Raw genomic sequence first — 23,060 nt, forward strand, 5'->3', positions numbered from 1 at the left:
GGAGCGTTCAGCGAACGATAACGCTGACCGCGGGAAGCGTGCGTCGGTCAGCGTGTCCGTAGACCGGGACAGCGGCCAGGCGCTCCGCGCGCAGCAGCATCCCGGCGTCGCCAGTCGCTTCGCCCACGCGGGCGAGCGCGTTACAGAGGGTGGCCGGCCCGCATACGCGAGCGGCGTCATCGTCCGCCACCAGCTCAGAGAGCAGGCTGACTGTCCGCGAGAACTCGCGGGCAGTCGGAAGGAGCGGGAAGCAGGCCGCGTTCAGCTTCGCGAGCTGCAGCACGCGTCCATGCCGGCGCCGCAGGTGGGACCGCTCATGCTCGACGATCGCGCGCACCTGGTTGGCGGGAAGCGTCTCTTCGAGGGCGGAGGAGATCAAGATGCGGCCGTCCGCCGTGCAGCAGGCGAGAAGTCGTTCGTCGCGCACATAGGTGACGTGCTGTCGGCCGACGCACTCCACCCGGTATCTGGTACGGGCCGCGAGCAGGAAGGCTGCGCTGTCGGTGCTGCGCTGCGCCTCTGACATCGGCTCGGATCTCGTCACCGCCAGGGCGATGAGAGCGCCGAGCGCGCCGAGGCCGACCCAGACGAACAGGGAGGCAACGGTCGGGGCGTAGGCACCGAGCCACGCAGTGTGCAGGTTCGCCATCACGATCACCGCTGCACTCGCCACGCTGCCGAGCAGCGACAGTGCACCCGCAGCGAACGCCGCGAGCCAGAGCGCGATCGCGATGCCGGGATGGCGCACTCGCCACGATCCGCGCGCGAGCAGCAGCGGAGCGGTCGCCGTCACGAGGACGGCGACACCGAGCAGCGCGAAGACGACGACCACGGGGCTACTTGCTGAGCGCTTTGCGAAGGATCGTGAGGTCGTCGTCGCTCAGAGAGCCGGTGAACTGCATCAGCACGGCCTCTCGATCCGGTGCGTCGGCCAGGGCGGAGGCCATGGATGTGACCGCGCGCTCCGAAGGGGTCTGCGCTGCTTCGAAGAGCCACAGCCGCGACGTCGGGCCGGGGAGCCGGTTGACGACTCCCTTCTGCGTCAGCCGTTGCAATGCGGTGATCACCGTCGTGAGGGCCAGGGTCATCCCCTGTGCGTCGAGCTCTGCGAGCACATCACGGCTCGCCATCGGCGTGGGCGAAGCGGACAGGATTGCGAGGACACTCGCCTCGAGTGTTCCCCTGTCGCGCCTGGCCATTTCCACTCCTCGTCCGGGTTCACGGATCGAAGCAATCTTAACATCCGGTGCGTGTCGGGCACTCATGCGGGCCTTTCGTCAGTCGTAGCCAAGTCACCAGGGGAGGAACGCCAAGCACATGCCGGCGCTCATGCTCAGAAGCAAGAAGGAGTTCACGCGATCGCCGGTCACGTTCGCCCGCGCTGCCGCCGGCGCGAAGAGTCTGACCAGGAACAGGAGTGCGCCGGCGCCGAAGAACACCGCGGCCACAATGCCAACAGCGCCCCATCCGGGCGCGGAGGCCATCGTCATCGGATGGACCGCCGACGCATCCATGTCCATCGTGCCGTCGAGGTGCGTCCCCGCCTGGAGCATCTGCACCGCCATGACGACCATGGCCGACATCATCACAGCGTGGTAGCAGAGCAGTGCACGACCGCCGTGCAGCTCGTGAGCGTTCGTCGCCGACCGTGCCACGATCGCGAGGATGACGTAATAGACCACCGCCGGCCCGAACACGATGAGCTGAGCGATCGGCGGAAGAAGCATGTTCGCATCCAGCGCCATCGTGATCATCGTCCCGGCCAGGAGCACGTGCAACACGTCACTGATCCGGGACAGGAGGGAGGGATGCCCCACGATCGCGCGCGTGAGGTAGCCGGCACCACCGATGCCGAACAAGATCGCGATGACCATAGCGACGACGCCGGGATACATCATCGTGCAGGTTCCTTTCTTGTACGACTTTTTCCGCGCTACCCGCGCCGTCTCGTTCGTCGCCGCGTCTTCAGTCAGCGGCGAACCGTGACAGCGTCCCACGTCCAGCGACCAGGCCGCTGCGTCTCCGGCTCATCCCGTGCACCACCCAGGATGAGCACGATCAGCACCAGCGCAGCCGCGGCCTGGGAAAGGAGCACGAGCACGGACACCCATCCACACTACATCTTGTAGAGTGGCGAACGAGCGACTAACTGTACACGACTTGTGCAGGGCGGGACTGTCACCGACGCCATCCGTCCCGAGGTGAACAAAGTTGCTGTCGGGTCGGATTCGCAACGCATAGCCGTTGGCTCCCCGGGTGGGGCCGAGTTGTAGGGTTGGAGCGTCGCGATGCCCGTGTGTCGAGCCCGCGAGGTGTGCCGGGAAGCCTGGTCGGCGATTGTGTTGGTGCGCCTTGACGGGGAGGTTGGCATGGCGGACTCGTGGTGGCGGATGCGCTCATGATCGACATCGAGCCGTTCAGCGTGGTGATTTTCTTGGTCGCCGCAACCGTGATCATCGCTGTGCTCTCGAACCGGTTGAGCACGTGGATTCGCGTGCCGGCGCCGGCGTTGTTCCTGGCGGCGGCGGCTGCGGCTTCAGCTGTGTTCCCCGTCCTCGGCACGGTTCCCGACCAGGCGAACGAACGGATCGTCACCGTTGCGTTGATTTTCATCCTCTTCGACGGCGGGATGCACATCGGCTGGCGTCGTTTCCGTTCGGCGGCCGGGGCGATCACGGTGCTCGGAATCGCAGGCACCGCTGTCACCGCGGCGGGAATTGCTGTCGCGTCGCATTTCTTGTTCGGTTTCGGGTGGCAGACCGCGTTGCTGATCGGGGCGGCGCTGTCGCCCACGGATCCTGCGGTCGTCTTCTCGATTCTGGGTAAACGTGAGATCACGGGCCGCTCGGGGACGACCCTCGAGGGAGAGTCCGGGGCGAACGACCCGGTCGGCATCGCGCGGGACTGTCTGAATAACAATGAAGATGGTCTTGACGGCTTCGGCTGGGGCTGACCTGCTGTTTAACTGACACGGCGTGTGCTGTTGTCCTGACACCGACGAGTCGTCCCGGCCGAGGTTCGCCGTCGCTGTCCCGGAGCCTTTCGGGGCTGGGTGGAACGTGACTTCATAGGACCTTGTTCGCGCACGATGCCTCGTCATTGTTGTGTCCGTTCCGCACCGCTCCGGGGCTCTTCCGTCGGAGAGGAACCCAATGAAGGAACAACAGCAGCTGACCGGCACGATCATTGTCGGTGGGATTGACGCGCACTCAAACACCCACCATGTCGCCGCCCTGGACTCCTCGGGAAGGCGTTTGGGGAGTCAGGAGTTCACCGCGTCGACCCGCGGTTACCAGGACGCGTTGGACTGGCTCGGACACTTCGGTGTGATCGACAAGATCGGGATCGAATCGACCGGATCGTATGCGGCCGGCCTGACCAGGTTCCTGCTCGCTCGCGGCGTTGAGGTCGTTGAGGTCAATCAGCCTCATCCTCACCTGCGCGCCTGCCGCGGCAAAGACGACGCGATCGACGCTGAAGCAGCGGCGATGAAGGCCCTCTCCGGCCAGGCCGCGGTCGTGCCGAAGATCACCACCGGTGTCGTCGAATCCATCCGGATTCTGCGGGTCGGCCGGGACTCCGCGATCCGTTCGCGCACCCGCGCGCAACTCCAACTCCGGGATCTGCTCATCACCGCGCCTGCTGAATTACGGGAGCAGGTTACCGAGCGCACCACCGCCGCGTTGATCGAGCGCTGCGCTGGCCTGCGACCAGAGCGCTACAACATCGCCGACCCGTTCCACGCCACGAAGTACGCGCTTCGGACGCTCGCGAAGCGTGTTCTCGACCTCACCGCCGAGATCCGCGATGTCGACGTCGTGCTGGAGGAACTCGTCGCCCAAACAGCACCCACTCTGATTTCCAAGCTCGCGATCGGCACCGGGCACGCTGCCCAGCTCCTGGTCACCGCAGGGCAGAACATCGACCGGTTACACTCCGAAGCCGCGTTCGCCCGACTCTGCGGTGTCGCACCGATCCCGGTCTCATCAGGTAAGACCCAGCGGATGCGCCTGCACCGCGGCGGTGACCGACAAGCCAATGCCACTCTCCACATGATCGCGGTCTGTCGTCTCCGATACCACGAGCCCACGATCGCTTACGCGCAACGCAGGCTGGCCGAAGGACTCTCGAAAAAGGACGTCCTCCGCTGCCTCAAACGCTTCATCGCCCGCGAGGTCTACCACGACCTGAAATCCGACCTCGGACTCACTTGACTTCTATAGGACCGTCAGCAGGTCAGCCCCAGCCGAAGCCGTCAAGACCATCTTCATTGTTAAACGGACAGTCCCGCAAACGGAGACGAAGAATGTCGCGTGTCAGGGCTACTCGTCTCGGGGGTCCTTCAGGTACTCGCTTGCGTCGGGAGGGTTGGCGTTGTGGGAGCGAGGAGTGTGCATATAGCGTCCGGCGAGCAGTGGCGCGTATCGAGTCGCTGACGCGATTGAAGGATCGCCATGAGTTCATTCTCGAGGTCGGCGAGCTCCCGCAGTCGCTGGCGAACCTCAGTGAGTTTGGTGTCCAGCACGGTGGTGACGTGGTCGCAGGGAGCGGATCCGCTGTCTCGGATCTGGAGGATTCCGCGGATGTCCTTCAGGGTCAGCCCTGCTGTCTGCGCGGACCGGATGAATTGGATTCGCGCGACGGCCGCAGACGTGTAGTCGCGGTACCCGCTGGGTGTCCGGGGTGGTTCTGCGACGAGGCCACGGCGTTCATAGAAGCGCACGGTCTGCGGGTTGATGTGTGCGCGCTCGGCGAGTTCACCGATCAACATTTTGGTTTCCTCCCTGCTTGACCTTGTACTGCGGTGCAAGGCTTACCGTTGCGGCATGGAGATAACCCTGCAGTACTTCGATGGTTGCCCGAACTGGATGACGACGGAGCAGCGCTTGCATGAGCTCACTGACGGGCGCGCGGACATCACCATTCAGCGTCAGTTGGTGAGCAGTGTCGAGGAAGCCGAGACGCTGGGGTTCCACGGTTCCCCGACCGTCCTGATCGACGGCGATGATCCGTTCGCCGAACCGGATGCGCCGGTCGGTTTGGCGTGCCGGGTGTACCGGTCCGGTGCCGGCTTCGCCGGTTCTCCGACCCTCGAGCAGTTGAACGACGTTATTGAGTCGCGTCATCGTTCGGCCTCGCGCTGACCGGAGTTGATGTTGAGGAATCGCGGGGCGGTGCTTCGCGTGTGCGCCCATGGCGTCGTTCGGCCAGCATCATCCCGGGGATCGTGGTCAGCGCGATGATGGCGAGCAGGATGGTGAGGAGGCCTAAGCCGTCGAAGGCCAGCCATTGCGCGAAGACACCGCCCAGGAGGTTGCCGAGAAGGTAGCCGACTCCGAGAACAACCGAGTAGACCCCCATGATGAGGCCGCGGTTTGGGCGGAAGTCTGCGGAGATGTCGGAGAGATGGGTGAGCGCTGCGGGTGTGAAACCCGCCTCCAGGAAGACTCCGACGACGACGATCGGTATCGCGACTGTTAGGGCGATGCCGTGGTTCGCCATGATGAGCCCGGCAGAGGTGAGGACTGCACCGCTGATGGTGACGGTGAGGGTCGGCAGGGTGGGTAGTCGACCGACGATGAAGGACCATCCGATGATGCAGACGCTGAACAGGAGCACGTAGCCGCCGAGGATTGGGGAGAGCCAGGCGGGGTGGTGGGCTAGGGAGCCGGTGAATCGTTGGCCGGGGAATGCGCGGTCGCCGGCGAGGACGTAGGTGATTTGCGAGGTCACCCAGGTGCCGAGGATGGCGTTGACCGCGATCCAGGACGGGAGGAAGGCCAGGAGCTGCCTGTTGCTGAAGATCTTCAATCTGCGGCGAAGTGTCACTGGGGTGGTGTCGGCTTTTGGCCGGTCGGTGCGGGTGAATGTCGCGACGAGGATTCCGGCGATGGCGTAGATGCCGGCGAGCACGGTGAAAGCCCAGAGCCCGGTGTCGGCGTACAGTGCCGGACCGATGACTGCGCCCACTGCGATACCGCCGGAGGAGGAGAGTTCGTACATGCTGTTGAGGCGGCCGCGACGGTGACGGTCTTCATCGGTGCTGTCGGCGAGTAGGCCGAGGGTGGCTGGGGTCGCCATCGCAGCCGACGTGCCGTCGATGAGCCGGGACACTCCGACGATCGCGACCACCATCGCCAGCGGAGGTGTTGCGTTGAACACCGACGCGCCCGGCGTCAGCACAATCCCGACGGCGGCGACGAGCGGGGCGACCACCAGAAAGAGGCGACGCCCCTTCAAGTCGCTGAGCGAGCCAGAGAGCGGCGCGAGAATCAATTCGGCCAGATATGCGAGGGCGGACAGTGCACCCAGGACGAGTGAACTGATGGGCACGCCGTGGTGCGCGAGGTCGACGAAGTAGCTTCCGACGAGGAGTGCGCCCGCCGCTGAGGCCGCGCGAAGGAGGAATTGGGCGAGGATGACGACTCCAGCCGCATGAGCGCCGCGCGGACGTCTTCTCGGCCGGTCGATGCGACCTGCTCGCGCGGTGACGTCGGTCACCGGTATTCGGGGTTGCTGGCGAAGCCGAATCTCTCGCCGTTGTTCCACTGCTCTCGCAGGTTCCCGTAGGCGGGGATTCCTCCGGAGTCCTTCAGCCTGCGAGCAGTGTGCAGAAGATTCCAGGTCATGAAGGTGGTGTTCCGGTTGGTGAAGTCGTTCTCTGGTCCGCCGGAGCCGGGGTCGAGGTAGGACAGTCCTGGCCCTATCGGTCCGATCCAGCCGGCGTCGGCGGCCGGCGGGATGGTGAAGCCGATGTGCTGCATGCTGTACAGCAGCGACATTGCGGCGTGTTTTACCCCGTCTTCGTTGCCGGTGATGACGGCGCCGCCGACCTTGCCGTAATAGATGTATTGCCCTTTGGCGTTGTAGAGCCCGCTCATCCCGTATAGCCGTTCGACGAGCTTTCGTGTGACCGAGGCGTTGTCGCCGAGCCAGAGCGGTCCACCGATGACGAGGATGTCGGCTGCGTCGACCTTCGGCCAGATCAGCTCCGGCCATTCGTCGCTCGCCCAACCGTGGTCGCGCATATCCGGATACACGCCGGTCGCGACGTCGTGGTCGATGAACCGGATGGATTCGACGGTGACTCCGACTGACCGCATCAGCGCGATGCTGCGCTCTATGAGGCCCTGGGTGTTGCTCACCTGCGGACTGGGCTTAAGGGTGCAGTTGATGTAGAGAGCGCGCAGGTCGTCGTAGCGGGCGGGCGGAGCCGGTCGGTCGTTCATGAGGGCACGCTACGCGCAGCGAACGGTTCGGCTCTGTGCGCTCGATCACCGGCCGGGCATCCGTGCTCTCGGCGTACAGTGCGCGGCATCGCGACGAGATGAAGAAGGAACCGATGAGACTTCCGGCTGTGACCGTGTTCGATGTCAACGAGACGTTGTCAGACTTGTCCGGCATGTCATTTCGGTTTGCTGAGATTGGTGCACCCCGGGAGGAGGCCGCGTTGTGGTTCGCGACGGTCCTCCGTGACGGGTTCGCTCTGGCGGCGGCTGGTGGCAGCGAGCGGTTCGCCACCATCGCCGAGGACCTTCTGCGGCTTCGGCTGCGCGATCAGCCGCTCAACACTGATATCGAACCGGCTGTTGCGCATGTCTTAAGTGGATTCGCGGAGCTGAGCCTTCACCCTGATGTCGTGCCCGGTGTATCAGCGTTGCACGCGGCCGGCCGGCGGCTGGTCACTCTCAGTAATGGTTCGACGTCGGTGGCCGACCGATTGTTCCGTACAGCTGGGATCCGGGAGATGTTCGATGCGCTGCTCAGCGTGGAGGACACGTCGCGGTGGAAGCCGGCCCGCGAGGCGTACGAATACGCTGCGAACGCTTGCGGAGTGGGGGTGGGGGAGATGATGCTGGTGGCTGTGCACCCGTGGGACATTCATGGCGCGGATGCAGCGGGGCTGCAGACGGTGTGGGTGAACCGTTCCGGAGGGCCGTATCCGCCGTACTTCGCGGCCCCTCTGTACGAGGTGCGCTCGCTGGAAGAGCTCGCCCGCTTGGGTTGAGGTGCCCAGGCTTAGTCGATCGGCGGGTGAACGGTGAGCTCGAACCGTTCATCGTAGAACGCCACGTACCCAGCAGGTACGCCGGAATCTGCTAGCGGTCGTTCGTAGCTCCATAGCTGATCGGTGTAGGCGTCGCCGCCGAGCGTGAATGGCCAGTACGACGCTTCGCCTTTGTAAGGACAGATCGTGTGAGTCCGGGTGGGAAGCAAGGGTACGAGGATGTCGGCGCGCGGCACGTAATAGCGTGTCGGCAGGCCGGTCTCGTACAGGAGGCGCCCGCGCACAGTGTCGGCTAGGACCTGTCCGTCGAGTGAGAGCTGGATGCGCTGTGACGTGGCGCGCACGTCGACACGGTGGAAGGGGTCGCGTGGGTGTCCGAGGATCTGGTCGTCGTCCTCCAGCCATGCATCGAAGTTGCTGAAGCGGAGGACGACCATTCCTGCCAGCTCATCGTCTGCTGGGGATGGCAGAGCGTTCTGCGACGGGAGGATGTGGTCGGGGAGGAGGATGTCCTCGACAGGGACCGCGTAGGTGGGCACAGGGCCGCTGGGCGGCCAGACCAGCAGGGCGCGCCGGCTGTCGAGGACGACCCTCCCGGCGAGGACGGCGCGGATCCGCTTACGCGTCGGCTCGACGCGAAAGTCGTCGTTGTGGCTGGCGAGAAGTTCACCCATCCGTATCGTCATCGATGCTCCTAAAGGTTGCGCCCGGCGAGCCAGCGTTTGGCGATGGTGGCGGGGGTCGCCTTCGTGGCGCCGCTGCTCTCGCTGTTGAACTCGATCAGGTCCGACGTTGTCAATGCGTGGGAGACCTCATTGAGCACTTTGGAGACCGTGGGGGTGGCGTTCATGGAGTTGATCAACGGGAGCACGTTCTGGGCGAGGATCAGGTTTTTCGGGTCCTTCAATGTGACCAGGTCGTTGGCCTTGATCGCAGGAGAGGTCGTGAAGATGTCCGCGACCTGCACACTTCCGCTGGTGAGCGCTCGGATGGTGAGCGGTCCGCCGCTATCGCTGATCGGTTCCAACGTGACATCCACCCCATACACGCGTTTCAGCCCGGCGCTGCCGGCCGGGCGCACCGCGAACTCGGGGTTGGCGGCGATCGTCAGGTTGAGCGGAACATGCGCGAGGTCGCTGATGCTGGTGACGTGGTACTTCTCCGAGAATGCCTTGGTGACATTCTCGGAGTCCTTGTCTTGCGCCGCGGATTCGTCCAGCACTGTGAATCCGGCGGGAAGCTTCTTGCTCAGTTGTGCGTAGACGTCGCTGCTGGAGGAAGCTGTCGCGGCCTTGTCGTAGTACTGAAGCAGGTTGCCGGAGTATTCGGGAATCAGGTCGATGGATCCGTCCTGAAGCGCTTTGAGGTAGAGCTCGCGCTGACCGATGTTGAACCGCCTAGTCACGGCGATGCCCTTGCTCTCCAACGCCTGCGCATACACTTCCGCGATGATCGCGGACTCTGGGAACGCCGCCGATCCGATGACGATGTTCCCGCCGGACGGTGAGCCGCTCGTCGTCTGGGCTGCGGAACCGCCGAATGGCGCGCCTGCGGTGCAACCCGCGAGCAGCAAAGCCGCAGCGATCGCCGCTCCGGTCAGAACGGGTCGTCGCAGTCGTGGGGACATGTGTGGGGAGCCTCTCCTCGGCGATCGTGTGTGTCTTGGGTCAGAGCTGTGCGAGCGCGTCATCCAGCGCGCGATGGAATGTCGGATACGCGTAGATCGTGTCTCGGAGATGCTCGATCGGCGTGCGTTCGTGAACGGCGAGGGTGAGGAGGGAGAGGACTTCGCCTCCGACGGGACTTGCCGAGGTCGCTCCGACCAGGATTCCGCGCCGGCTGTCCACGATGAGTTTGATGAATCCCTGGTTGCCGATGGCGTGCAACCATCCGCGTGTGGAATTCGGGATTTGCGTGAGGGCAGTTGTGATTTGGAGGTCGGCGCGGCGCGCTTCGGCCTCGGTGAGCCCGACCGCTGCGATTTCCGGGTCGGTGAACGTCACCCGTGGTACAGCGTGGTATTCGCCGGCGCCGTGGTCCCTGCCAAGGATGGTGTCCACCACGATCCGGGCTTGGTACACCGACACGTGCGTGAATGCTCCCCTGCCGGTGATGTCGCCGATGGCGAAGACGGTGTCGGTGAGCCGGCCGTGGTCGTCGGTAGTCAAGGAGCGCCCGGTCGCGTCCACGCCGATGCTGTCCAGGCCCAGGTCGGTGATGTTGGGTCGGCGTCCGGTTCCGACCAGCAGTCTCTCAGCGGTCAGCGTCGTCCCGTCGACCGTGACGGTGAACCGCGCACCGTCGTGGCTGACGGAGTCCGCAGGGGATCCCGTGTGCACTCGGATGCCTTCCGCGGTGAGGACATCCTGGATCAGGGAGCTGGATTCCGGTTCTTCGGCGGGAAGGAGCCGGTCGGCGGCTTCGACGATGTCGATGGTGCTGCCGAACCGGGCGAACGCTTGGCCGAGTTCGACGCCGACGGCGCCACCACCGAGGACGATCAGGGATTCCGGCGCCGTCGTGGCAGCGACCGCGTCGCGATTGGTCCAGAAGGGGGTGTCGGCTAGGCCCGGGATCGGGGGGACCGCTGGCGAGGTGCCGGTATTGAGGATGATCGCCTTGCGGGCTTGATAGGTGGTGTCCACGACCTGCACTGTGTCGGTACCGGTGATGGTGGCGTGGCCGCGTACGAAGCGGCCTCCCGCGTTCTGGAAGCGGTCGACGGCGACCTGGTCGTTCCAATCGTCCGTTGCTTCCGTGCGGATCCGGTGGGCCACGGGTGCGAAGTCCGGGGTAGTTTCGGCGGTGCCGGCGAGTGCGGGGACGCGGCGTGCTTCGGCGAGAACGTTCGCGGCGCGGATCATCATCTTGGTGGGGATGCACCCGTAGTACGCGCATTCCCCGCCGACGAGGTGTGAGTCGATTCCGATCACCGACAACCCTGCGTGGGCGAGCTCTTCGGCGGCTGTTTCACCGCCCGGACCCATTCCCACAACGATGACATCGACTTGTTCGGCCATGGTCCGCTCTTCCTTTCTTCGGAGATGCTGCTTGCGACGCGGCGCGTCAGTCGTGAGTGAGGCGGCGCATCCACCGAGCGAAGAGACCAGGGCGGTTCGTCTCGGAGTCAGCGTTGGGTGCGGGCGCTTTGGTGACCCGGACGCCGTTCCAGAAGGCAACGTAGCCCTGGATCTGGTTGGCCGCAGCGGAGGGGCTCGGGTAGTACCAGGCGGCGTCCGGATTGGTTTTACCGCCCACTTCGAGGCTGTAGTAGCGGGCGGTGCCCTTCCATGGGCAGACCGAGGTGAGGTCGCTGTTGTGAAACAGGGACCGATCGAGGCTTTCCGGCGGGAAGTATTGGTTACCCTCGACGCGGATGGTGCGATCCGATTCGGCGACGACGACGCCGTTCCACGTGGCACGGTAGGTGGCGGGTGAGGAGCTCATCGGTTTCTCCCTTCCTGGGGTTTTCGCCACAGTAAATCGGGGCAGGCGTATCGCACTGTGATCTCGGTTGCACGAAACGCAGCCCGGTTAGCGCTCTAGGAACGACCCGCGTAGGCGGACGGATTTTCGGCGAAGCGGTGCTCGCATCGGTCGGAGCAGAAGTAGAACTTCTCACCGCGGTGCTGATGGGTCGCGGGGGCGTGGGCGATTTCCACCTGCATACCGCAGACGTAGTCTGTGGCCAGCCGCTGGTGGGTGCTGAATCGTTCCCGGTTGCGGTATAGCCAATAGAGAACGGTTGCGAGAGCGAGCGCGGCGATGTTCAGCCAGGTGGTGTAGTTCCAGTGGAAGGCCGTACTGACGATGGTGTGCGACGGCGCGGGCAGGGGGACTTGGAACAGGCGAAACAGCAGGTCGGTGAGCAATCCTGCCGCGCTCATCACCCCCCAGAACAGTGCGAAGAGCTTCCAGGCGATGCGTCGCCCGTAGAGCTTGATGTAGATCAACACCAGCGGAAGGGCGATGAGGTCGGCAAAGGTGAACGCGATGGTCCCGCCGAAGCTGAGCCCGTTGGCGTAGAGCGCGGCCGCCAACGGCACGTTCCCGATCGAGCAGACGAAACTGATGAACGCGATGAAGGGACCGATCAGCACGTTCTCCAGATCGCTCCAGAACCCGTGCCCGGAGAAGAAGGCGACGTGCCATATCGATGCGGGAACGGCGACCGCGAGAACCCCGGCGACCAAGTAGCCGATCACCAGCTCGCGTCGGAGCATCTTCAGGTCTGAGAGGGCGTATCCCGCGGCGTCCGCCCAGCCCGAGCGGCTCCGCATCCGCTGCCAGACCGACGGCTGCGTGGTGCTCGCGCCCGGGACGTCATCTGGTCGCTCGGACTCAGCATTCTGCGCCAACGCCTCCTCGCCGCCGCCAGTTGCCTGGTGGGGAAGACCCGCGGCGCCAGAAGAGTGAACAGAATGATCATGATTACGCCGCCGACGAATTCGGCCAACGCGAACTGCCACCCGATCAGTGTCCAGAGCACCAGTCCCAGCTCGACAACCAGATTGGTGGCGGCGAGCATAAAGACCATCGCCGTGACGAAGTCGGCGCCTTTCTGAAACAGCGACTTCGCGAGCGCCGCAGCGGCGTAAGAGCAGCTGGAGGAGATAATCCCGAAGAGCCCTGCGCGGGCGACGGTCTTAGGCCGGTGGTCCCCGAGGAACTTCTGCATCTGCCCGCGAGAGACGAAGGCTTGGACCGCCCCGGAGAGCGTGAACCCGAAGATCAGCGCCCAGAGAGTTCCCCAGAGCATGAAGAACGCGGTCGACAATCCATTGGTAATTGTGGTCAGGATCGTCATCGGCTTCTCCAGATGGTGGTCCAATGCGCTCGCTTGTTGTGGCGAGCAGTGTGGATAAGGCGGCGGAGTTCAGCGGCGACGAAGCGGATGCGCCCGATGGGGCCGGTTCCGCAACTGGGGATCCGCGAGTCCTCGAAGTCCGAGCCGTTGTCGAACATGAGTACGCCTTCTTTCACTTGAATGTGTCGGGGTAGTTTGAAGCATTCCACGTTAGGAGAGGGTCCCTGGGGCCAGGTCAAGACGCACAGGGTGATCGAACGCACAGACGAACCGCGGCGGTGTGCGTAAGGTGGCGCGTGATCCTGGCCCATTCTGCCCCGCGAATGCGAGGACGGCTGATAGAGAAGGAAACGTCCACATGAGCTCCGACTTCGACCTGATCGCCATCGGCTCCGGTACCGCGAGTGCTGCCGCCGCGACCAAATGCGCAAAGGCCGGCTGGCGTGTCGCGGTCGTCGATGACTTGCCCTTCGGTGGCACCTGCGCTCTCCGCGGCTGCGACCCGAAGAAGATCCTCCGCCGTGGCGCGGAGGTGATCGACGCCGCCCGCCTCCTGGAGGGCAAGGGCATCGTGCCGGGAAGCCTGACCATTGACTGGCCGGCGGTGATGGCGCACAAACGGGGGTTCACCGAGCCGATGTCGCAGCGGATCGAGAAGGGGCTCGTGGCGTCCGGCGTGACCGCCCTGCACGGGCTCGCCGTGTTCACCGGCCCGGGCCGGCTGAGTGTTGACGGTGTCGAGCACACCGCGTCACATTTCCTGATCGGCACCGGAGCGCGTCCTCGCACGCTGGAGTTCCCCGGCGCAGCGCATGTGATCGACAGCACCGCATTCCTGGAGCTAGATGCGCTGCCGAAGCGGATCCTGTTCGTCGGCGGCGGCTTCATCTCCTTCGAGTTCGCGCACATCGCGGCCCGCGCCGGCAGTGAGGTCACCATTGTCCACCGCAGTGCGCGGCCGCTGCGCCGCTTCGACCCGGACCTGGTGGCGCTGCTCGTGCAGCGCAGCCGGGAGCTCGGCATCGACATCCGACTCGAAACGGAAATCGCCGGCATTGAGCCAGCCGGGGCGCGTATCCGGGTGCAGACGACGCGCTTGGGGGAGTCGGAGACGTTGGAAGTCGAGCTGGTCGTTCACGGCGCTGGACGGGTCCCGGACCTGGATCGGCTGAACCTGGACGCCGCTGGGATCGCGCATGATGAGCACGGGGTGAGCGTGCACCCGCACTTGCAGAGCGTCTCAAACCCGCGCGTGTACGCGGCCGGGGACGCCGCACACACTCAGGGGCAGCCGCTGACCCCGGTGGCCGCGATCGAGGGCAAGGTCGCCGCCTCCAACATGCTCAAGGACGCGGCGGTCGTTCCGGACTACACCGGCATCCCCACAGCGGTCTTCACCGTTCCCGAGCTCGCGGCGGTCGGGCTCCTGGAAGACGAAGTCCGCGCACAGGGGATCGACGTGGACGTGAGATACAGCGACACGAGCGCCTGGTTCTCGAACTACCGGATCGGAGAGCCCGCCGCTGCGGCCAAGATCCTCATCGATCGCGCCACCGACCGGATCGTTGGCGCGCATCTGTTCGGCCCCGAATACGCCGAGCTCGTCAACACGATCGCTTTGGCGATGAAGACCGGGCTCAGCACCCGGCAGGTGAAGTCGATGACTGCCGCGTACCCCAGCGTCGGCTCCGACCTCGGCTCCCTGCTGTGACCGGTCGGGGCAACGACCAACCGGCGACACGGTTCCGGTGGTGGGCCGGTCCGGCGGCAGCGGTGGTCGTCGCGGCGATCTGGGTGGCTTTGGCGCGGGTGAACCTGACCACGACCTATCACTTCGCCCCGGTTGTCGCCGCGGCTGCATGGCCGGTCCTTGACAGGGTCTGGGCGGGCCGGCCGGTGAAGCTCACCGCTGCGGTCGCCGCTTCGGCGGGTGGGGCCGCGATCGCTCTCGTCGCCCTCGTCGTTCTCGCATGCACCGGAACCCTGCGAGGGCCGGCGCTCCTCGGTGTCGCGGTCCTGGTGGAGGCGATAGCCGGGGCGGCTTCGGGAGGCGTTCTCGGCCTAGTGCTCGTGGTCTCCTTTCGAGCGAGAGGCCGTAATGGGGATTCTCGACGCCGCGTGAACGATAGCGGGCGCCGATCTTAGGTCGTCACTGAAGGCGATGCGATGGGCGCTCCTTCGATAACCGAGCAGAACGCAGCGAGGGTGGCACTGTTGGAGGCGGATGCTTCGTCTGCGCGGCTGGCCGCGCGAATGGCTTCGCGCATGCGAGTCAGATGCGTGATCTGCTCCTCGATGTGGCGCAGATGTTCGGCGAGGAAGTCACGGACGCTGGCGCAGGGTTCGGTGCCGTCGCGGTGCAGGGACAGTATCTGGTTGATCTCCTCCAGTGTCAGCCCGAGTGTTTGGGCCTGGCGGATGAAGCGGAGGGTGCTGACGTCGTCTTCGCTGTAGAGGCGGTACCCGGCGCTGTTGCGTGCCGGGCTGTTCAGAAGGCCTCGTTGTTCGTAGAGCCTCAACCCTTTGCGGGTGGTGCCGGTCAGTTCAGCTGCCTGTCCCGCAGTCAGCGGGACTTCGCTGGTCAGCATGGTTGCTCTGTCGCTCTCTTTTGCATTTTCCTCCGAAGCTGGTGCTGTCAGGCCAGTGGTGCGGCGGGTGGGAAGTCGAGTTCGGTGCCGGCGTAGTGGTTGAAGTAGTTGGTGTAGAGGTTCGCGGCGATGTGCGCGAACAGTTCTTCCAATTCGGTGTCGCTCCAGCCCGCTTCCCGCGCGTGAGCGCGGACCGCCTCGGAGACGTAGCCTGTAGTTGCGGCAACATGTCGGGCGACCTCGGCCAGGGCCGATAGGCGTGCGTCGAAAGTGATCTCGCCGGTGCGGATCTGGAGGATCTGTTCGTCGCTGAGTCCGGCGGCGCGCGCCGACGCGGTGTGCGCGGCTTGGCAGTAGTCGCAGCCGTTCTGATTTCCCACCGCCAGGGCGATGATCTCGCGTGTGCGGGCGTCGAAGGTCCCGTGCTCGCGGATCGCGGAGGTCATGGCGGCGTAGGCGGCGACGACGACCGGCGATCGCGCCATCTGCGCGTGGATGTTCAGCAACCGTCCGGACCTTTTCTTCAACTGTTCTGCGATGGGGCGCGAGGGTTCGGGGAGGTGGTGGAATACGTCAGTCATGGGTGGGGGACTCCGAGAGTGGTGTTGGTTGGATGGTGACTCCTGTGCCGGGTTCGAAGGCGATCATTCGTCGCAGGAACCAGGCAAAGGGGGTGGGAAGCGGGTAGGTCCAGGCTGCATTTCGCACTTCGGCGCCGCTGACGCGCAGGTGACGGTAGCGGGCGATCCCTTTCCACGGGCACACGGTGGTCAGGGCGCTGGGGGTCAGGAGGTCGGAATCCACATCTGATTCTGGAAAGTACAGGTTGCCCTCTACGAGTACTCCGCGCGTCGTCGAGGCGATGAGGGTGTTCCCGAGATACGCGGTCGCCGTTCGCCGCTTCATCTCAGAGCGCGTCTCTGGTGAGCTGCCGGAGCCGGGCGGGGTCGGTAATGACGATGCGGCCTCGTCCTTGCCGGATCAGGTCCCGGTCGGCGAAGTCGCTGAGGACTCGGCTGGTGGCCTCCCGGGTGGCGCCGATGACGCTGGCTAGTTGCTCGTGGGTGAGCCGGACCTGGAGGGTGCCGCGGAAGCGTCCGCTGGCGCCGGGGTGGGGGCGGGTGAGATTAAGAAGGGTTGCGGCGACGCGGGCTTGCAGGGGTCGCAACGCCAGGTCGGTGAGTCGGTCCTCCAGCTCGCCGACGCGTTCGCCGAGGATCCGGGCGACGCGGATGGCGATGCGCGGATCGGCGAGGAGGAAGCGTTCGACATCGGTGACCGAGAGCTGGCAGATGAGCGCGTCATCGATCGCTTCGGCGTAGCTGTCGTACATCCGCTGGCCGACCAGAGCCATCTCGCCGAAGACCGCCCCGGGTTCCAGGATCGCGAGGGTGAGCGCCTTGCCGTCCTCCGCCACCCGGAAGATGCGGACGCGGCCGGCCTTCAGAATGAAGAGCGATCGGATCGGCTGGGCCTGGCTGTACAGCAGCTGCCCGCGGCTGAAGGGCACCGCGGGGGCCATGCGGTCCATGGCTTCGATCTCTGCAGCACTGAGGTCGGCGAAGAGGTCCACCTCGCTCAGGCAGGAGAAGGGGTCCCGTGGGCCTGCGTCGGCGGCGTGGTTCTGCGCCGACGCCGGCCCGAGCGGCGACCACGGCGCCGACTTGCCGAGTCCGCCCAGTCGGGGGTCGATATCGCTCATGCTCGCCTCCGGGCGATCGGGACGGCGACGGCCGCCAGGATGAGGGCGTAGATCAGGTGCCCCATCAGGGACAGCATCGTGGTTGCGCCGAACGATAACACGGCGCCCCCGAGCATCAGCGGCATCATGATCAGCGGCCCGAACACCCACAGGATAACCCCGTAGATCGCACCGGCGGTCAGCCCGCGGCCCCACGAGGTGAGCCATCGGCCGCCGAGTAGTGCGAACACCAGCCCGTAGAAGATCGAGATCATGATGTGGATTCCGAAGCCGACGATCGGGGAGGTGGAGTGGAGCATCCCGGCGATGGTGGTGAGCATGCCCATCATCGACATCATCATGCCGAAGACCACACCGCCGGCGATCCCGCCGACGGCGCCGGCGAGCAATCGTCGGCCCAGCCCGGCTGTGGTGAACCCGGTTGTGGAGGCGTGTGCAGTCATTGCGATTCCCCTTTCTCGAGAATTCGATGCTGCGACGCTAGAAGCATCTCGCCCCACCGGTCTGTGACCGAGACCACAGTTCCGGAAAATCGGTCGGTACGAACCGGCATCCGATCGGATTCGAGCCTCGATTTGGCAGGAGTTCGGTGAGCGTCATCACAGTAGGCGCGAGCGGTGGAGGAGGAGGATCAGGGAGTGATCTCATCGGAATCGGGCGCCAAGAGCGCGGAGAAGCGCTCCCTGCGCCGGGACAGCATCGCGTTCGTGGGAACGGTCGGCTCGGCCGTCGGAATCCAGGCGCCGGCCGGAGGAGTGAGCTTCCTGCCCGCCTTGATGGCGGGCATCGTAGGGCTCAGCGGCCCGGCGTCGTTCGGTTCGGCCGTGGTGGTGATGCTGTTCGTCGCGTTCGCATTCGTGGTGTTCACCCGCGCGTTCGCCTCAGCGGGCTCGGTGTACACCTTCACCGGGCGGGTACTGGGCGTACGATATGGCGTCTTCGCGGCCTGGTTGCTCCTGCTGGCCTACGTGGCGTTCGCCTCGTCCGTGTTCGCGTCGAACGCGAACGCGCTGGTCACCCTGTTCTTCCCGCAGCTTCTCGGCACACCGTTCTGGTTGGTGATGGCGGGGCTGCTCTGGGCGGCGACGATCTTCCTGGTGCGGTACTCCATCCGCGTCTCGACCGTGCTGATCTTCGTCCTAGAAGCGGTCGCGGTGGTTCTGATCGGTGTTGTCGCCGTCGCGATGCTCGTCCACGAGCCGGCCCGAGTGGCGTCGTTGGGGCTGCAGCCCTTCAATCCGGTCGGTGTTCCGATCGGCGTCCTCGCTCCGGGGGTCATCTTCGCATTCACCGGGTTCGCGGGGTTCGAAGTCGCTGCGACGTTGGGGGAGGAGTCGCGTGCCCCGCGCCGGGTGATTCCAGCTGCGATGGTCACCGCCCTGGTGGTCTCGGGAGCGATCTACACGGTGATGTCGTACGTCGAGACGGTGGCCTATCCGTCGGCGTCCGCGTTAGCAGCAGCCGCCGATCACGGGGTGCCGTTGGCGGCGATCGCGGACCGCTTCGTCGGGTCCGGGATGGGCGCGGCCGTCATCGTCGCCTCGATCATCAGCGGGTTTGGGGCACAGTTGGCCGCAGCCAACGGTGCGGCGCGGCTGCTGTTCGCGGGAGGCCGTGCCGGGATCGTGCCGGGCCGGGTCGAATTCACCCATCCACGGTTCCGCACCCCGACCCGCGCGATCGCGGTTGTGGCAGTGGCGACGATCGTGCCGTTGCTCGCGTTGAATTCCCGCTCGCCGCTCGGCGCTTTCGACGACCTGGCGACCTACGGCGCGGACCTGATCGTGGTCGCCTACCTGCTGAGCCTGATCGCCGCGGTCGTCTTCTCGATCCGACAGCGCCGCGCCGCTCGAGTCGTCGTCCTCGCTGTCGGTGTCCTCCTCGTCGGCTACGTGATCGCGGCGACGGTGTTCCCGTTCCCCGCGGGCGAGTCGCGGTGGTATCTCCATTGCCGCCGGCCTGTCCCTGGTTGCTGGCGGGGTGATCGCTGCCACGCTGAGGAGGGACCGATTGCGGACCGCGGAGCTCTTCGGAGACGACCCGGTACCGCCCACAGCCGAACGGATGACCGCGAGCAGCGCTACCCGTCCGGTCGAGTGAGCTTCCGGAGTTCCACCAGGTCCGCCTTCCCGGTCGGGTTACGTGGGATCTCCGTCACCACATCGATGCGCCTTGGCCGCGCGAACACCGGCAGCAGCCCCCGAACCCAGATTCGGAGCTCGTCGGTGGTCGCGGGGCTGCCGAGCACGACCGTGGCGGCAACTGCCTCGCCGCCGTCCTGGTCGGGTTCCCCGTAGGCGGCGGCGTCGGTCACAGCTGGGTGGGTGCGCAAGGCGTCCTCGACGGTGGCCGGGGCGATCTTCACGCCGCCTCGGTTGATGAGGCCGGCGACGCGCCCATGGACGGCGACGGTCCCATCCTCCAGAAGCGACGCACGGTCACCGGTGCGCAGCCATCCCGCGTGCAGCCGGTCGCTGGTCGCGGCGGGATTCGCCCAGTATCCGCCGGTGACGACGCCGCCTTGGACCAGAAGCTCCTCATCATCGCCGACCCGTGCGTGCAGCGACGGGATCAGCGTTCCTCCGGCCGGTGTGGTGGTCGTGGTCTCGCGGACGCTGATCATCCCCGCCGTCTCGCTCATCCCGTACACATCGAACAACCGCACCTGAGGCAGTCTTTCCCGCAGAGCGCCCAGCAGCCCGGGCGGCGTCGAGGAGCCGCCGTAGATGATGCTGCGCAATGAGGGGAGGCGCTTGCTGGTGAAGCCGTCTTCGCGCAATAGCTGCGCGAGCATACTCGGGACCAGATCGAGCAGTGTCGCTCTCTCGCGCCGGATGGTTTCGATCAGGGTCCGCGGACGGAACTCCGGCAGGATCACGGCTGTACCGCCCGCGAGCATGATCGGGTTCAACTGCGAGATGTGGCCGGAGACGTAGGAGAACGGCAGATGGATGGGGGTGACTTCACCGACACCCAAGTTCAGCAGGTCACGGTAAGTAGCCGCCACGGTCATGGTCGCGCGATGGCTGATCGTGACGCCTTTCGGGGTACCGGTCGTGCCGGAGGAGTAGACCAGCGCATAGATGTCGTCCGGGTCGGGTTGTGCTCGGTCGTCGTCCCACTCTCGCGTGCTGCCGCTGAGCACGTCGGTCAGGGGAACGGAGTGCGGGATGCGCACACGACGCTCGTCATCGGCCAGTACGATCGCGGGTTCAGCGTTCTGGATCAGTGCCTCCCAGGACGGCGGGTCCAGGTTGGTGGGCAGCCCTGCGTAGATGAATCCGGCCCGGGCGCACGCCCAGATGAGGATCGCCGACTCCACACGGTTGCCCGAGCACAGCATCACTCGGTCGCCGGGGCGCGCTCCGGCGGCGGCGAGCTCGTCGACCGCGCCCTCGACCCGTTCCGCGAACTGGGCGTACGTCAGGGTTCTGCGGGAGTCTTTCACGAGCGGGGTGTCCGGGAACTCTGACGCTGCGGAGGCGAGATTTGCCACGAGAGTCCCGGGAACGGCGCTCGGTCTCGGCATCAGGCGACCGCCGGCTGTGCGACCAGCTGTCGAAGCGGGATCGGCATAGTTCGGGCGCTGCGAGCAAGCCGGCGCAAATACGCGACCGCATTCTCCTCGTGCCCGTTCCGCAAGTACAGCGAGCGGGCCAGCAATTCCGCGCCGCCGTCACCGAGCCCGAATCGGTAGGTCGTGATCCGATCTTCCGTGAGCTCCAACCCGTGGGTGCGGAGAAGGCTCGCGGCGTGCCGGAGCTGTCGGTCGTTGCGGTAGCCGAGGCCACCGTGGACGGCGCTGAGCAGCTTTCCGCTGATGAGGAGATCGGCCGGGCGTGTCGGATGGGTGGGGAGGAGGGCGAGTAGGACCCCATCGGGGGCGAGCACCCGGCGGACCTCGTCCAGGACCGTTTCCAGCTCGGGGAGGATCATCAGCGCCATCGAGCACACCACGGCTCGTGCTGCGCCGTCAGGGAACGGGAGGGCGCGGGCATCCCCGACGTCGACGGTCTCGGCGCCGCGGGCGCGCGCTTTCGCGATCTCGGCCGGGGAGGCGTCGATGCCGTGATAACGACCCCGGAGTTCCGGCCGCCATAGCGGTGCGCTTCCGCAGGCGAGGTCCACGATGAGGCCGTCGGTGGGGAGCAGCGACGCCAGCCAGTCATATCCCGTTCTCCCCGTATCATCGACGCTCGCAGCGAGGACGTCCTCCGTGATTCCGGGCCGCTGCTCGTGGAAGGAGTCCAGGTACGCATCCCAGTCATCGCCGGGCTCCACGCTCATCGGACGTCTCCCGCGCTCGCTGTCCGGCGTTCCGACCTCCGGAATCCGATGCCGCGGGCCCGGCGCAGCAGTTGCGCGGCCCGTCCCGTCACGCCCTCGCGGATGCGCCGCTGGGATTCGAGGATGGCGGCGTTCCAGATTCCGTCGTTGTAGGTCGGGTAGGGGTGCGTCGTAGCGGCGATGTCGGAGACCGTAAGACGCGCCGACACCGCGAGGACGAGTTCGCCGATGCTCTCTCCGGCGCGTGGGCCCACGATCGTCCCGCCACGCAGCCGGCCGCGGCGATCGACGACGAGCTGGGTGAATCCGGACGTGTCCTCGTCGGTGATGGCTCGATCGAGGTGCCGATGCTGCACAGTGATCACCCGCCGCCCCGGGGCCCCGGCGAGGGCGGATGATTCGCCGACCGACGCGACTTCCGGGTCGGTGAAGATCACTCGAGGCTCGCCTGTTGCTGGCCCGGGCTTCTTCGAGCCCAGAAGAGCGTTCCGGGCAGCGATCGCGCCGCTCACGCCCGCGGTGTGCGTGTGCTTCGAAGTGGACGTAACGTCGCCCGCCGCCCAGACCGCAGGATTCGCGGTCCGCAACGCGCGGTCGGTGCTGACCCACCCGTCGTCGTCCTGTCCGATCCCGGCCGCACCGAGATCAAGGGCATCGAGGATCGGGACACGGCCGCCGGCGAACAGCACACGCTCGAACGGCACTGACGTGTCATCGTCGAGGACCGCGGACGAGGTGCCGGCCTCGCCCTGCTCCACCCGCGCCAGGGTGCGGCCGGTGACGACCCTGACCCCGTCAGCCTCCAGCGCACGCAGCACGAGCGAGCGCGCCTTCGGATGCTCACCCGGCAGGATCTCGTTCCCAAGCTGGATCAGCGTCACGTCCACGCCCAGCCGGGCCAGCGCCTGGGCCAGCTCGCAGCCCATCGGACCGCCGCCGATGACCAGCATGCTCGAGGGAAGCTCCGGCAGCTCCCAGAGCGTGTCGCTGGTCAGCGCATCCTCCTCCGGCAGTCCCGGAACGAAGAACGTCGCAGGATGTGAACCGACTGCGAGGATCGCTCGCTGGAACCGCACCTCCTCACCGCCGACCATGACGGCGTTGGGGCCGATGAACTGCGCTGCGCCGGACATCACCGAGACGCCGAGCGCTGCCAGCGAGTCCGCGGAGTCCGTCGGGGCGATACGGCTCTCGGCGCGGGCGATGGCCTCGAACACACCCGCGCGCGCCGCTGCGCCGCTCTGGGCGCCCGCTCCCGAGAGCGCTGCGATGCGTGCCGACGCGATCATGCTCTTGGAGGGAATGCATCCGGTCCACAGGCATTCGCCACCCAGACGCCCCCGCTCGACCAGGATCACTCGGGCTCCGAGCAAACGCGCGGTCCGCGCCGCGATCAAGCCGGCGCTGCCGCCGCCGATGACGATCAGCTCGCACAGATGGTGGTCGCGCATTGAGCCTCCCGGATCCGCAGCATCTCCAAGCACTCAATCATGAGTCGGTGGCCGCCGGATGTGAATCGGATCACAGAAAGTGATTTCGTCAGTATTGGCAACGAGCTGTGTTGTCCGGCGGCGGATGTGACTGTCACAAAAGCTGCTGTCGTGGCGGTTCGAGCGGACGGCGATTTTGTATTTATGCCGTCCAGGGCCGACTGGTAGACGTCTCGTT

The 23,060-nt window shown here is 65.9% G+C and carries 26 protein-coding genes and 1 pseudogene; 6 read left to right on the forward strand and 21 right to left on the reverse strand.

All coding sequences use genetic code 11. The annotated features are described in order from the left end of the window. Nucleotides 1–7 precede the first annotated feature (7 nt). The 4 genes from ACRAWC_RS15470 to ACRAWC_RS15485 all read right to left on the reverse strand — a co-directional run bounded on the left by ACRAWC_RS15470 (nucleotide 8) and on the right by ACRAWC_RS15485 (nucleotide 2,107). Complete coding sequence (locus ACRAWC_RS15470; protein ID WP_431348528.1) at nucleotides 8–832, reverse strand: M56 family metallopeptidase; 825 nt, start codon at nucleotides 830–832, stop codon at nucleotides 8–10. A gap of 4 nt (nucleotides 833–836) precedes the next feature. After that, nucleotides 837–1,265 (reverse strand): BlaI/MecI/CopY family transcriptional regulator, encoded by a 429-nt coding sequence (locus tag ACRAWC_RS15475; protein WP_431348529.1) that lies wholly within the window; start codon nucleotides 1,263–1,265, stop codon nucleotides 837–839. A gap of 27 nt (nucleotides 1,266–1,292) precedes the next feature. Then, nucleotides 1,293–1,898, reverse strand: coding sequence for a DUF5134 domain-containing protein (locus ACRAWC_RS15480; RefSeq protein ID WP_431348530.1), 606 nt, complete (start codon nucleotides 1,896–1,898; stop codon nucleotides 1,293–1,295). A 71-nt stretch (nucleotides 1,899–1,969) separates the two neighbouring features. After that, nucleotides 1,970–2,107 carry a hypothetical protein gene (locus ACRAWC_RS15485; RefSeq protein ID WP_431348531.1) on the reverse strand — a complete coding sequence of 46 codons (138 nt, stop codon included), beginning with the start codon at nucleotides 2,105–2,107 and terminating at the stop codon, nucleotides 1,970–1,972. A 291-nt stretch (nucleotides 2,108–2,398) separates the two neighbouring features. Here ACRAWC_RS15485 and ACRAWC_RS15490 point away from each other — a divergent pair, with 291 nt between their 5' ends. Beyond that, nucleotides 2,399–2,953 carry a cation:proton antiporter gene (locus ACRAWC_RS15490; RefSeq protein ID WP_431348532.1) on the forward strand — a complete coding sequence of 185 codons (555 nt, stop codon included), beginning with the start codon at nucleotides 2,399–2,401 and terminating at the stop codon, nucleotides 2,951–2,953. A 199-nt stretch (nucleotides 2,954–3,152) separates the two neighbouring features. Next, nucleotides 3,153–4,214, forward strand: coding sequence for an IS110 family transposase (locus ACRAWC_RS15495; RefSeq protein WP_431348533.1), 1,062 nt, complete (start codon nucleotides 3,153–3,155; stop codon nucleotides 4,212–4,214). A 128-nt stretch (nucleotides 4,215–4,342) separates the two neighbouring features. Here the strand turns inward: ACRAWC_RS15495 and ACRAWC_RS15500 are convergent, their stop codons facing one another. Beyond that, complete coding sequence (locus tag ACRAWC_RS15500) at nucleotides 4,343–4,771, reverse strand: heavy metal-responsive transcriptional regulator (protein WP_431348534.1); 429 nt, start codon at nucleotides 4,769–4,771, stop codon at nucleotides 4,343–4,345. A gap of 55 nt (nucleotides 4,772–4,826) precedes the next feature. Between ACRAWC_RS15500 and ACRAWC_RS15505 the strand changes: the two genes are divergently transcribed. Further along, entirely contained in the window at nucleotides 4,827–5,144 is a 318-nt protein-coding gene (locus ACRAWC_RS15505; RefSeq protein ID WP_121263622.1) for a thioredoxin family protein, read from the forward strand. Here ACRAWC_RS15505 and ACRAWC_RS15510 read toward each other — a convergent pair. Continuing rightward, nucleotides 5,110–6,501 carry an MFS transporter gene (locus tag ACRAWC_RS15510; RefSeq protein ID WP_431348535.1) on the reverse strand — a complete coding sequence of 464 codons (1,392 nt, stop codon included), beginning with the start codon at nucleotides 6,499–6,501 and terminating at the stop codon, nucleotides 5,110–5,112. The genes ACRAWC_RS15505 and ACRAWC_RS15510 overlap by 35 nt on opposite strands. Next, nucleotides 6,498–7,229 (reverse strand): flavodoxin family protein, encoded by a 732-nt coding sequence (locus ACRAWC_RS15515; RefSeq protein WP_431348536.1) that lies wholly within the window; start codon nucleotides 7,227–7,229, stop codon nucleotides 6,498–6,500. The genes ACRAWC_RS15510 and ACRAWC_RS15515 overlap by 4 nt, the downstream gene beginning before the upstream one ends. A 35-nt stretch (nucleotides 7,230–7,264) precedes the next feature. On the opposite strand from ACRAWC_RS15515, the gene ACRAWC_RS15520 reads away from it, so the two are divergent. Beyond that, nucleotides 7,265–8,008 carry a haloacid dehalogenase type II gene (locus ACRAWC_RS15520; RefSeq protein WP_431348537.1) on the forward strand — a complete coding sequence of 248 codons (744 nt, stop codon included), beginning with the start codon at nucleotides 7,265–7,267 and terminating at the stop codon, nucleotides 8,006–8,008. Between the two features lie 11 nt (nucleotides 8,009–8,019). Here the strand turns inward: ACRAWC_RS15520 and ACRAWC_RS15525 are convergent, their stop codons facing one another. The 6 genes from ACRAWC_RS15525 to ACRAWC_RS15550 form a co-directional block, all read right to left on the reverse strand. Beyond that, nucleotides 8,020–8,694 carry a DUF427 domain-containing protein gene (locus ACRAWC_RS15525; protein ID WP_431348538.1) on the reverse strand — a complete coding sequence of 225 codons (675 nt, stop codon included), beginning with the start codon at nucleotides 8,692–8,694 and terminating at the stop codon, nucleotides 8,020–8,022. 8 nt (nucleotides 8,695–8,702) lie between these two features. Further along, a complete protein-coding gene (locus tag ACRAWC_RS15530) occupies nucleotides 8,703–9,635 on the reverse strand; it encodes an ABC transporter substrate-binding protein (protein ID WP_431348539.1) in 933 nt (310 codons plus the stop codon). 40 nt (nucleotides 9,636–9,675) lie between these two features. Then, nucleotides 9,676–11,028 (reverse strand): dihydrolipoyl dehydrogenase family protein, encoded by a 1,353-nt coding sequence (locus tag ACRAWC_RS15535; protein ID WP_431348540.1) that lies wholly within the window; start codon nucleotides 11,026–11,028, stop codon nucleotides 9,676–9,678. A gap of 46 nt (nucleotides 11,029–11,074) precedes the next feature. Then, the gene (locus ACRAWC_RS15540) at nucleotides 11,075–11,455 is read right to left on the reverse strand and encodes a DUF427 domain-containing protein (protein ID WP_431348541.1); all 381 of its coding nucleotides are present in this window, start codon (nucleotides 11,453–11,455) and stop codon (nucleotides 11,075–11,077) included. 95 nt (nucleotides 11,456–11,550) lie between these two features. Then, on the reverse strand, nucleotides 11,551–12,213 hold the full coding sequence (locus ACRAWC_RS15545; protein WP_431348542.1) for a permease: 663 nt from the start codon (nucleotides 12,211–12,213) through the stop codon (nucleotides 11,551–11,553). A gap of 20 nt (nucleotides 12,214–12,233) precedes the next feature. Continuing rightward, nucleotides 12,234–12,815 (reverse strand): permease, encoded by a 582-nt coding sequence (locus tag ACRAWC_RS15550; protein WP_431348543.1) that lies wholly within the window; start codon nucleotides 12,813–12,815, stop codon nucleotides 12,234–12,236. Nucleotides 12,816–13,173: 358 nt separating this feature from the next. Between ACRAWC_RS15550 and ACRAWC_RS15555 the strand changes: the two genes are divergently transcribed. Next, nucleotides 13,174–14,526 (forward strand): dihydrolipoyl dehydrogenase family protein, encoded by a 1,353-nt coding sequence (locus tag ACRAWC_RS15555; protein ID WP_431348544.1) that lies wholly within the window; start codon nucleotides 13,174–13,176, stop codon nucleotides 14,524–14,526. 430 nt (nucleotides 14,527–14,956) lie between these two features. On the opposite strand, the gene ACRAWC_RS15560 is transcribed toward ACRAWC_RS15555, so the two are convergent. Genes ACRAWC_RS15560 through ACRAWC_RS15580 form a run of 5 tightly spaced genes read right to left on the reverse strand, consistent with a single transcriptional unit; the run spans nucleotide 14,957 to nucleotide 17,548 of the window. After that, the gene (locus tag ACRAWC_RS15560; protein WP_431348545.1) at nucleotides 14,957–15,403 is read right to left on the reverse strand and encodes a heavy metal-responsive transcriptional regulator; all 447 of its coding nucleotides are present in this window, start codon (nucleotides 15,401–15,403) and stop codon (nucleotides 14,957–14,959) included. Nucleotides 15,404–15,450: 47 nt separating this feature from the next. Further along, nucleotides 15,451–15,984 carry a carboxymuconolactone decarboxylase family protein gene (locus tag ACRAWC_RS15565; RefSeq protein ID WP_431348546.1) on the reverse strand — a complete coding sequence of 178 codons (534 nt, stop codon included), beginning with the start codon at nucleotides 15,982–15,984 and terminating at the stop codon, nucleotides 15,451–15,453. Beyond that, nucleotides 15,977–16,309: a DUF427 domain-containing protein gene (locus tag ACRAWC_RS15570; protein WP_431348547.1), complete on the reverse strand. Its 333-nt coding sequence runs from the start codon at nucleotides 16,307–16,309 to the stop codon at nucleotides 15,977–15,979. The genes ACRAWC_RS15565 and ACRAWC_RS15570 overlap by 8 nt, the downstream gene beginning before the upstream one ends. A 1-nt stretch (nucleotide 16,310) precedes the next feature. Beyond that, complete coding sequence (locus tag ACRAWC_RS15575; RefSeq protein WP_431348548.1) at nucleotides 16,311–17,105, reverse strand: Crp/Fnr family transcriptional regulator; 795 nt, start codon at nucleotides 17,103–17,105, stop codon at nucleotides 16,311–16,313. Beyond that, entirely contained in the window at nucleotides 17,102–17,548 is a 447-nt protein-coding gene (locus ACRAWC_RS15580; protein WP_431348549.1) for a hypothetical protein, read from the reverse strand. The genes ACRAWC_RS15575 and ACRAWC_RS15580 overlap by 4 nt, the downstream gene beginning before the upstream one ends. Before the next feature lie 312 nt (nucleotides 17,549–17,860). On the opposite strand from ACRAWC_RS15580, the pseudogene ACRAWC_RS15585 reads away from it, so the two are divergent. Continuing rightward, a pseudogene (locus ACRAWC_RS15585) lies at nucleotides 17,861–19,021 on the forward strand (APC family permease); the annotation flags it as partial. Nucleotides 19,022–19,185: 164 nt separating this feature from the next. Here the strand turns inward: ACRAWC_RS15585 and ACRAWC_RS15590 are convergent. From ACRAWC_RS15590 to ACRAWC_RS15600, 3 genes are read right to left on the reverse strand one after another with little or no spacing between them, the layout of a single operon-like run. Continuing rightward, complete coding sequence (locus tag ACRAWC_RS15590) at nucleotides 19,186–20,601, reverse strand: class I adenylate-forming enzyme family protein (protein ID WP_431348550.1); 1,416 nt, start codon at nucleotides 20,599–20,601, stop codon at nucleotides 19,186–19,188. Between the two features lie 32 nt (nucleotides 20,602–20,633). After that, nucleotides 20,634–21,392, reverse strand: coding sequence for a class I SAM-dependent methyltransferase (locus tag ACRAWC_RS15595; RefSeq protein ID WP_431348551.1), 759 nt, complete (start codon nucleotides 21,390–21,392; stop codon nucleotides 20,634–20,636). After that, on the reverse strand, nucleotides 21,389–22,843 hold the full coding sequence (locus ACRAWC_RS15600; protein ID WP_431348552.1) for a dihydrolipoyl dehydrogenase family protein: 1,455 nt from the start codon (nucleotides 22,841–22,843) through the stop codon (nucleotides 21,389–21,391). Before ACRAWC_RS15600 ends, ACRAWC_RS15595 begins: the two co-directional genes overlap by 4 nt. Between the last annotated feature and the right edge of the window lie 217 nt (nucleotides 22,844–23,060).

Source organism: Leifsonia sp. L25 (assembly GCF_050632895.1).

Bases quoted from the DNA above. Each gene is read 5' to 3' on its own strand.
- ACRAWC_RS15600 (WP_431348552.1), bottom strand. From the start codon at position 22,843: ATGCGCGACCACCATCTGTGCGAGCTGATCGTCATCGGCGGCGGCAGC.
- ACRAWC_RS15555 (WP_431348544.1), top strand. From the start codon at position 13,174: ATGAGCTCCGACTTCGACCTGATCGCCATCGGCTCCGGTACCGCGAGT.
- ACRAWC_RS15515 (WP_431348536.1), bottom strand. From the start codon at position 7,229: ATGAACGACCGACCGGCTCCGCCCGCCCGCTACGACGACCTGCGCGCT.
- ACRAWC_RS15530 (WP_431348539.1), bottom strand. From the start codon at position 9,635: ATGTCCCCACGACTGCGACGACCCGTTCTGACCGGAGCGGCGATCGCT.
- ACRAWC_RS15535 (WP_431348540.1), bottom strand. From the start codon at position 11,028: ATGGCCGAACAAGTCGATGTCATCGTTGTGGGAATGGGTCCGGGCGGT.
- ACRAWC_RS15565 (WP_431348546.1), bottom strand. From the start codon at position 15,984: ATGACTGACGTATTCCACCACCTCCCCGAACCCTCGCGCCCCATCGCA.
- ACRAWC_RS15550 (WP_431348543.1), bottom strand. From the start codon at position 12,815: ATGACGATCCTGACCACAATTACCAATGGATTGTCGACCGCGTTCTTC.
- ACRAWC_RS15570 (WP_431348547.1), bottom strand. From the start codon at position 16,309: ATGAAGCGGCGAACGGCGACCGCGTATCTCGGGAACACCCTCATCGCC.
- ACRAWC_RS15575 (WP_431348548.1), bottom strand. From the start codon at position 17,105: ATGAGCGATATCGACCCCCGACTGGGCGGACTCGGCAAGTCGGCGCCG.
- ACRAWC_RS15595 (WP_431348551.1), bottom strand. From the start codon at position 21,392: ATGAGCGTGGAGCCCGGCGATGACTGGGATGCGTACCTGGACTCCTTC.
- ACRAWC_RS15580 (WP_431348549.1), bottom strand. From the start codon at position 17,548: ATGACTGCACACGCCTCCACAACCGGGTTCACCACAGCCGGGCTGGGC.
- ACRAWC_RS15500 (WP_431348534.1), bottom strand. From the start codon at position 4,771: ATGTTGATCGGTGAACTCGCCGAGCGCGCACACATCAACCCGCAGACC.
- ACRAWC_RS15525 (WP_431348538.1), bottom strand. From the start codon at position 8,694: ATGACGATACGGATGGGTGAACTTCTCGCCAGCCACAACGACGACTTT.
- ACRAWC_RS15475 (WP_431348529.1), bottom strand. From the start codon at position 1,265: ATGAGTGCCCGACACGCACCGGATGTTAAGATTGCTTCGATCCGTGAA.
- ACRAWC_RS15490 (WP_431348532.1), top strand. From the start codon at position 2,399: ATGATCGACATCGAGCCGTTCAGCGTGGTGATTTTCTTGGTCGCCGCA.
- ACRAWC_RS15505 (WP_121263622.1), top strand. From the start codon at position 4,827: ATGGAGATAACCCTGCAGTACTTCGATGGTTGCCCGAACTGGATGACG.
- ACRAWC_RS15540 (WP_431348541.1), bottom strand. From the start codon at position 11,455: ATGAGCTCCTCACCCGCCACCTACCGTGCCACGTGGAACGGCGTCGTC.
- ACRAWC_RS15480 (WP_431348530.1), bottom strand. From the start codon at position 1,898: ATGATGTATCCCGGCGTCGTCGCTATGGTCATCGCGATCTTGTTCGGC.
- ACRAWC_RS15495 (WP_431348533.1), top strand. From the start codon at position 3,153: ATGAAGGAACAACAGCAGCTGACCGGCACGATCATTGTCGGTGGGATT.
- ACRAWC_RS15560 (WP_431348545.1), bottom strand. From the start codon at position 15,403: ATGCTGACCAGCGAAGTCCCGCTGACTGCGGGACAGGCAGCTGAACTG.